Origin of the sequence: Sphaerochaeta sp. UBA5836, from assembly GCF_002432845.1 — a bacterium.
Taxonomy (GTDB): Bacteria; Spirochaetota; Spirochaetia; order Sphaerochaetales; family Sphaerochaetaceae; genus Sphaerochaeta.
On the sequence record NZ_DJGW01000051.1, the window covers coordinates 1 to 5640 of the forward strand.

Below are 5640 nucleotides of genomic sequence, written 5' to 3' on the forward strand. Positions count from 1 at the left end.
GGGAACCGGAACCAGTCGGCTGTCATGGCATCCTCACTGGTCACCGCCCTCAGCGAGCAGACCTCCTCGTACGTACGCTCATCGCCCTGCACTCCCACGCTCTTGACAGGCAACAAGCATGCAAGAGCTTGCCAAATATCGTGATAGAGGCCGGCCTTGCGAATCTCGTCGATGAAGATGGCATCGACATCCCGAAGGGTATCAAGGCGCTCCTTGGTGACCTCGCCGACGCATCGGACACCCAAGCCCGGGCCCGGGAACGGATGCCTGGTGACCAACACCTCGGGCAGGCCAAGCTCGCGACCCAATGCCCGCACCTCATCCTTGAACAACTCTCGAAGCGGTTCAAGCAAATCCCACTTCAGGTCTTCAGGCAGGCCGCCGACATTGTGGTGGCTCTTGATGGTGGCAGAAGGCCCGCCGGAGGGGCTCTTGCTCTCAATCACATCCGGATAGAGCGTACCCTGGGCAAGGAAGGATATTTCTCCGGCCTTGCGGGCTTCACTGTAGAAGGTATCGACAAAAACCTTGCCGATGATCTTGCGCTTGGCCTCCGGATCTGTCACTCCTTTCAATGCAGAGAGGAAAGCCTCTTGTGCATCTGCATACTGCAGCCTGATCTTGTAGTTGTCCCGAAAGAGCTTGAGAACCATCTCAGCCTCGCCCTTGCGAAGCAGGCCGTTGTTCACAAAGACGCACACCAATTGATCACCGATGGCCTTGTGGATCAAGACAGCAGCAACAGCGGAGTCGACTCCGCCGGAAAGACCGCACAGTACCTGTTTGTCCCCGACCTTGGCACGGATCTCCTCAATAGCACTAGTGATGAATGAACCCATGTCCCAATTGGGCTCTGCCTTGCAAATTCCAAGCACAAAGTTCTCCAAAAAGGTTTTTCCTTCAGCGGTATGCACCACCTCAGGGTGGAATTGAACGCCGTAGAACTGCTTCTCCTTGTTCTCAATGACCGTATACGAACAGTTCTCAGTGCTGCCGGTATGCTCGAATCCCGCAGGAAGGGCGCAAACGGCATCACCATGGCTCATCCAAAGCCTGGAATTCTGTCCAATGCCTTTCAGAAGAGCCGACTCATGGTTCAGAATCCTCAAATCGGCAAACCCGTATTCGCGTTTGTCCGGCCGTTCGACACTGCCGCCGTTTTGGATGCACATGACCTGAAGGCCGTAGCAAATACCCAGAATGGGAATACCCAGCGAGTAGATAGCCAGGTCGGGACGAGGCGATCCTTCGGTTCTCACCGAAGCCGGACCACCGGAAAATATGATGCCTTTGGGTTGCATGGCCCCAAGCTGTGCCGCGCTGATGGTATAGGGGACTATCTGGCTGTAGACGTGCATCTCCCTCACCCTGCGTGCTATCAACTGGCTGTATTGGGCACCAAAGTCGAGCACTACGATGGTGTCATGGGGGAATTGTTGCATGCTGTATTCCTTTTATCTGAGATTTGTTGCGAGTATAGCGAAAAAGGAGGCAAATTGCTACCAAGCAAGCGAACGTACCGGCGGATATGCGCGTTTTACAGCACTGGCTACACCCAAACCGAGCACAAACCCAACCGCACTCTGGGCAATATTGCCGGGAATCTCGGCTGCTGCAACACTGACGGTGCTGATAAACAGCGAAGAGAGTGCAAAATACCCAAGCGATACGGTTGCAATGCAAACCAGGCCGGCGAGAAGCTTGCGGATCAGGGAAGCTTCCTTGTCATTTTTTTGCCGCACGATAAGGGCGATCAAAAGCCCCTCCACCCCGTGCACTACAAAGGAGATGGGAGCCCATTGGGCGTAACCGCTGATCAGATCGGCAATTGCTGTTCCCAAACCGGCTGCAATGAAAGCAGACCAAGGGCCGAAGGTGAAAGCGATGAAGCAGATGGCCACGTCGCAAAGATTGAGATATCCCTTCGCCGTAGGGATACGAACGACCATGGTAAACACGACAACCACTGCAGTTAGGACGGCGACGACAGCTACCTTCAAGGCATTCCTGTTTTGTTGCATCCTGATTCCCTCCTCAAGCTTTGCAAAGCAACCAAAGCCCTATCGGGATAATAGCCGAAAGCAGAAAGTGGGTAAAGGGATGCCGGTAGGATTCCAGATTGTGATATTGGCTTCTCTTGTTCTGCAGACCCAATCCCCTCATCTCCAGGCTCATCGCCAAATTGGGAATGGAGCGAAGTGCAACCACCAAGGCGCTGGTCAAAGTCGGCACCAAATCCCTCAGCCGTTGCAGAAATTTCCTCCCCTGCTCGCGATCGGCTTCCCGAAGCCGGTGTGACTCTGCAATCTGATTGAAACTGTCTGCGATGAAGGGAATGTAGGTGAATGCAAGGGTCACCACCAAACCTGCCTTGTAGGGCAGCCGGTACCATCTGAGGGCGAGCATAACCTCGTTCATGATGGTAGTGGCGAAGAGCAGTGTACACACATACGAGATGCCGATGAACCTTCCTGCAAGCCTGGCAGCCTGCAACAGACCCTCCTCAGTGACAATCGTCAACGAACCAAGGGTGAAAAGCGGCCGGCCGGTTCGGACGTTGAACGGCATGAACAGCACCATGAACAACAACATCGGAAGAATTGAGCGAAACGTCTTGTAGACATGAGAGAAACCGGTATTCAATCCACCGGCAAGCATGACAAGTGCAACCACACAGTAGAGCCCGACAAGATGGACAGGAAGGAAGAACCATACACACAAGAGCACCATCAACAGGATTTTCGCCCTTGGATCAAAGCGGTACAACCATCCATTTCCAGCTACAAAGGTACTGGTTGTCATAGGCTTTCCATCCTTCCATCCACGATGGAATATCCGCGTTGGGCTATGCGACCGGCAAAGTGACGGTCGTGGGTGATTATAAGCAAGCCGGCCCCTCGTTGGCGCAGGCGGGCAATAATGGAGAGAGCACTGTGGTAGGTAAGGGAACTGTCCAGCTCGTCCAGAATATAGAACGGGCGGTCAAGCAGGAAATACACAGCCGCCTGCAAAGCTTTCCTCAGTGGATAGCTCATGGTGGAGGGAGTATCGGACAGGGTAAGTCCGAACAAATCGGCACACTCGGCCACCCTGCTCTTCACCTGCTCGTACTCTAAGTCTTTACGACGTTTCAATGACCAGGAGAGTTCCTCCTCGACCGTGGGAAGAAATATCTGCAGATCAGGATTCTGGAAGAGGTAGCCTGCCTTTCTGGAAAGCTCCTTGGCTGAAAATGGTTGTCCATCGATGGTGACGGCCCCGCCCTTCGGTTCATCCAAGCCGCATAGAAGTCGTGAAAACGAACTCTTTCCACTGCCGTTGGGGCCTACCAACGTGACCAGCTCGCCGCTCTCCAAGTGAAAATCCGGGACGTTCAGGGAAAAGGATCGGCCGAGCAACGTACTTTGACGTTTCCGTTCGGCCTGGAGATTTGTACAGCAGAGCTTGTGCTTTTCTGCAATCTCCAGTACCTGAGCCTCCAATGGATTGGGCTGGTCGTCACCGCAGAGCTGGGAAAACCGGGGAAGCAGCTCATCGAATGCAGGAGTATGAATCGTTTTTTGGTCGAGCAAGACCACCTGGTCGAACAGACCGGAAAACTCTTCCAAATATCGGCTGGCAAGCACCAGGATTGTTTTATCAGAAGTTTGTATGGTCTCCCTCAGCCGGTCCCGCCACTGTTGGTCAAGATCGTCGAACGCCTCGTCAAGAATCCAAAGGCGTGCCTGAAGCACCTCCTGGACTGCAAGCAGGACCCGCTTGCGCTCCCCTCCGCTGAGCTCCTGGTGGCTGGATGTTCTGAGGTCCTGCAACCCCCAAAGGTTGAGTGCGCCGGTAATCCGCCGCACCATCTCCTCACGTTCTATTCCCATCGATTCCAACGGGAAGGCAAGCTCCTCCTCAACCGAGGCGGCGATGAACTGTTCCTGAGGATTTTGAGAGACAAATGAGCACAGGCCAAGCAAATCCCACGGTTCCAACGTACTGAGATCCCTTCCGAACATGGTGATGCTCCCCTCCAGGCTTCCCGGGAAGTATTTGGGACACACTTTGCAAATAATCTTTGCCAACGTAGTCTTTCCCTTGTTGAAGGGTGCGAGCAACAATGTTTTACTCCCTTCCTGCAGATCCAGGCTGAGATCGGAAAACAAGCTGTCGCACACCTCCTCCTTCCAGGAGCGGTAGGTGAAACTTAAGCGGGAGAGCTGAAGTGCGTGCTGCATGGTCAACCTAGACTTGGCCGGGAAGTTCGTCGAACCGTTTGGTGATGGCTCCATAGACCACCTCATGGAGATTTGCAATTTCCTCACTGCCCAGGGTGGCGGTAGGAATCGGTTTTCCAATGGAAAAATAGGCGTGCACCCTGCCAAAGCCTTTGAGATGCTCGAATCCAGAGCGCATTCCCTTGATGGTGATGGGGACGATGACGGCTTTTGACCGGGTTGCAAGCTTGAGGCTCCCATTCTTCAGCTCCCCGATGCGCCCGCTCTTGCTTCTTGTTCCTTCAGGAAATACCACCATGCTCTTGCCTTGCTTGAGGAGTTCCACTCCTTTCAGGATTGCCTTGATTGCATCGTGGGGACTTGAACGGTCGATGAAGATGCAGTCAAGGGCGTAACACCAGAGATTGATGATGGGAATCTTCTTAACCTCGGCCTTTGCCAAAATCGCCGCCCACAGATGAGCGGGGCCGACAAAGGCAACGATATCGAGCAGGCTCTGATGATTGGCCACGTAACAGATATTGGGAACATCGGGGATGTTCTCTCTGCCGTCGACATGTACGGTAATCCCCAGAAAGAACAGGATACTGTTTCCAATGAAATGGCCGCAACGCTGGAGGTGGCGTCTCTCTGCGCTCTTGAGCTTCAACAGACGCAGCAATACTGCAGGAAGGAAGGCGTATACCGGCGAAAGAATCAGGATAGGAAGAATAAACAGTGCTGCAAATGCAATGCGTAGTTTTCTCATGCAAGCGCCTCCGTTCTAGGAAAAGTCCTGCGTCTTGTACAGTTTCGCATACTGCCCGTTCTTCTGAAGCAGCTGGGTATGCGTACCCGACTCGACCAGTGTACCCTCATCGAGTACCAAGATGCAATCGGCATTCTTCACCGTAGTGAGACGGTGGGCGATTACAATGGCGGTCCTTCCGACCGAAAGGCGGGCGAACGCTTCGGTGATGAGCTCCTCGCTCTCGGTGTCCAGGCTGCTGGTTGCTTCATCAAAAATGAGAATCGAAGGATTCTTCAGAAATACCCGGGCGATGGAGATGCGCTGCTTCTGCCCTCCGCTGAGCAGGGTTCCCCGCTCTCCCACCTGGGTATCCAAGCCGTTGGGAAGCGAACGGACGAAATCGCCCAGGTTCGCAGCATCAAGGGCGGCCCAAAGCTTTTCGTCGGTGGCATCCACCTTGCCGTATCGAAGATTCTCCCGGATCGTATCGTCGAAAAGAAAGATGTTCTGCTGCACGAAACCGATATGCTGCCTCAAAGAATTCTGCCTGAGGTACTTCGTATCCTGACCATCAATGAGGATTCTGCCTTCGGTAGGTTCATAGAACCGAGGCAGGAGGGATGCAAAGGTGCTCTTTCCGGCACCCGACTCTCCCACCAAGGCAACGGTTGAGCCTCCACTGATGAG

General features: G+C 53.9%; 6 protein-coding genes. All 6 read right to left on the reverse strand.

The window, feature by feature from the left end:
- On the reverse strand, positions 1 to 1442 hold a 1442-nt coding region (gene guaA / locus B3F49_RS03725), incomplete at its 3' end, for a glutamine-hydrolyzing GMP synthase (protein WP_293909052.1).
- Between the two features lie 57 nt (positions 1443 to 1499).
- Positions 1500 to 2021, reverse strand: a complete 522-nt coding sequence (locus tag B3F49_RS03730; protein ID WP_293895561.1) for an ECF transporter S component — start codon at positions 2019 to 2021, stop codon at positions 1500 to 1502.
- 13 nt (positions 2022 to 2034) lie between these two features.
- Complete coding sequence (locus tag B3F49_RS03735) at positions 2035 to 2802, reverse strand: energy-coupling factor transporter transmembrane component T family protein (protein ID WP_293895564.1); 768 nt, start codon at positions 2800 to 2802, stop codon at positions 2035 to 2037.
- The gene (locus tag B3F49_RS03740; RefSeq protein ID WP_293909054.1) at positions 2799 to 4223 is read right to left on the reverse strand and encodes an ATP-binding cassette domain-containing protein; all 1425 of its coding nucleotides are present in this window, start codon (positions 4221 to 4223) and stop codon (positions 2799 to 2801) included. Before B3F49_RS03740 ends, B3F49_RS03735 begins: the two co-directional genes overlap by 4 nt.
- A 7-nt stretch (positions 4224 to 4230) precedes the next feature.
- Complete coding sequence (locus B3F49_RS03745; protein ID WP_293895570.1) at positions 4231 to 4971, reverse strand: lysophospholipid acyltransferase family protein; 741 nt, start codon at positions 4969 to 4971, stop codon at positions 4231 to 4233.
- Between the two features lie 15 nt (positions 4972 to 4986).
- The coding region (locus tag B3F49_RS03750) for an ABC transporter ATP-binding protein (protein ID WP_293909056.1) at positions 4987 to 5640 on the reverse strand (654 nt) is incomplete at its 5' end.

Coding starts and splice junctions, on each gene's coding strand:
- B3F49_RS03730 (WP_293895561.1), bottom strand. CDS start 2,021: ATGCAACAAAACAGGAATGCCTTGAAGGTAGCTGTCGTCGCCGTCCTA.
- B3F49_RS03735 (WP_293895564.1), bottom strand. CDS start 2,802: ATGACAACCAGTACCTTTGTAGCTGGAAATGGATGGTTGTACCGCTTT.
- B3F49_RS03740 (WP_293909054.1), bottom strand. CDS start 4,223: ATGCAGCACGCACTTCAGCTCTCCCGCTTAAGTTTCACCTACCGCTCC.
- B3F49_RS03745 (WP_293895570.1), bottom strand. CDS start 4,971: ATGAGAAAACTACGCATTGCATTTGCAGCACTGTTTATTCTTCCTATC.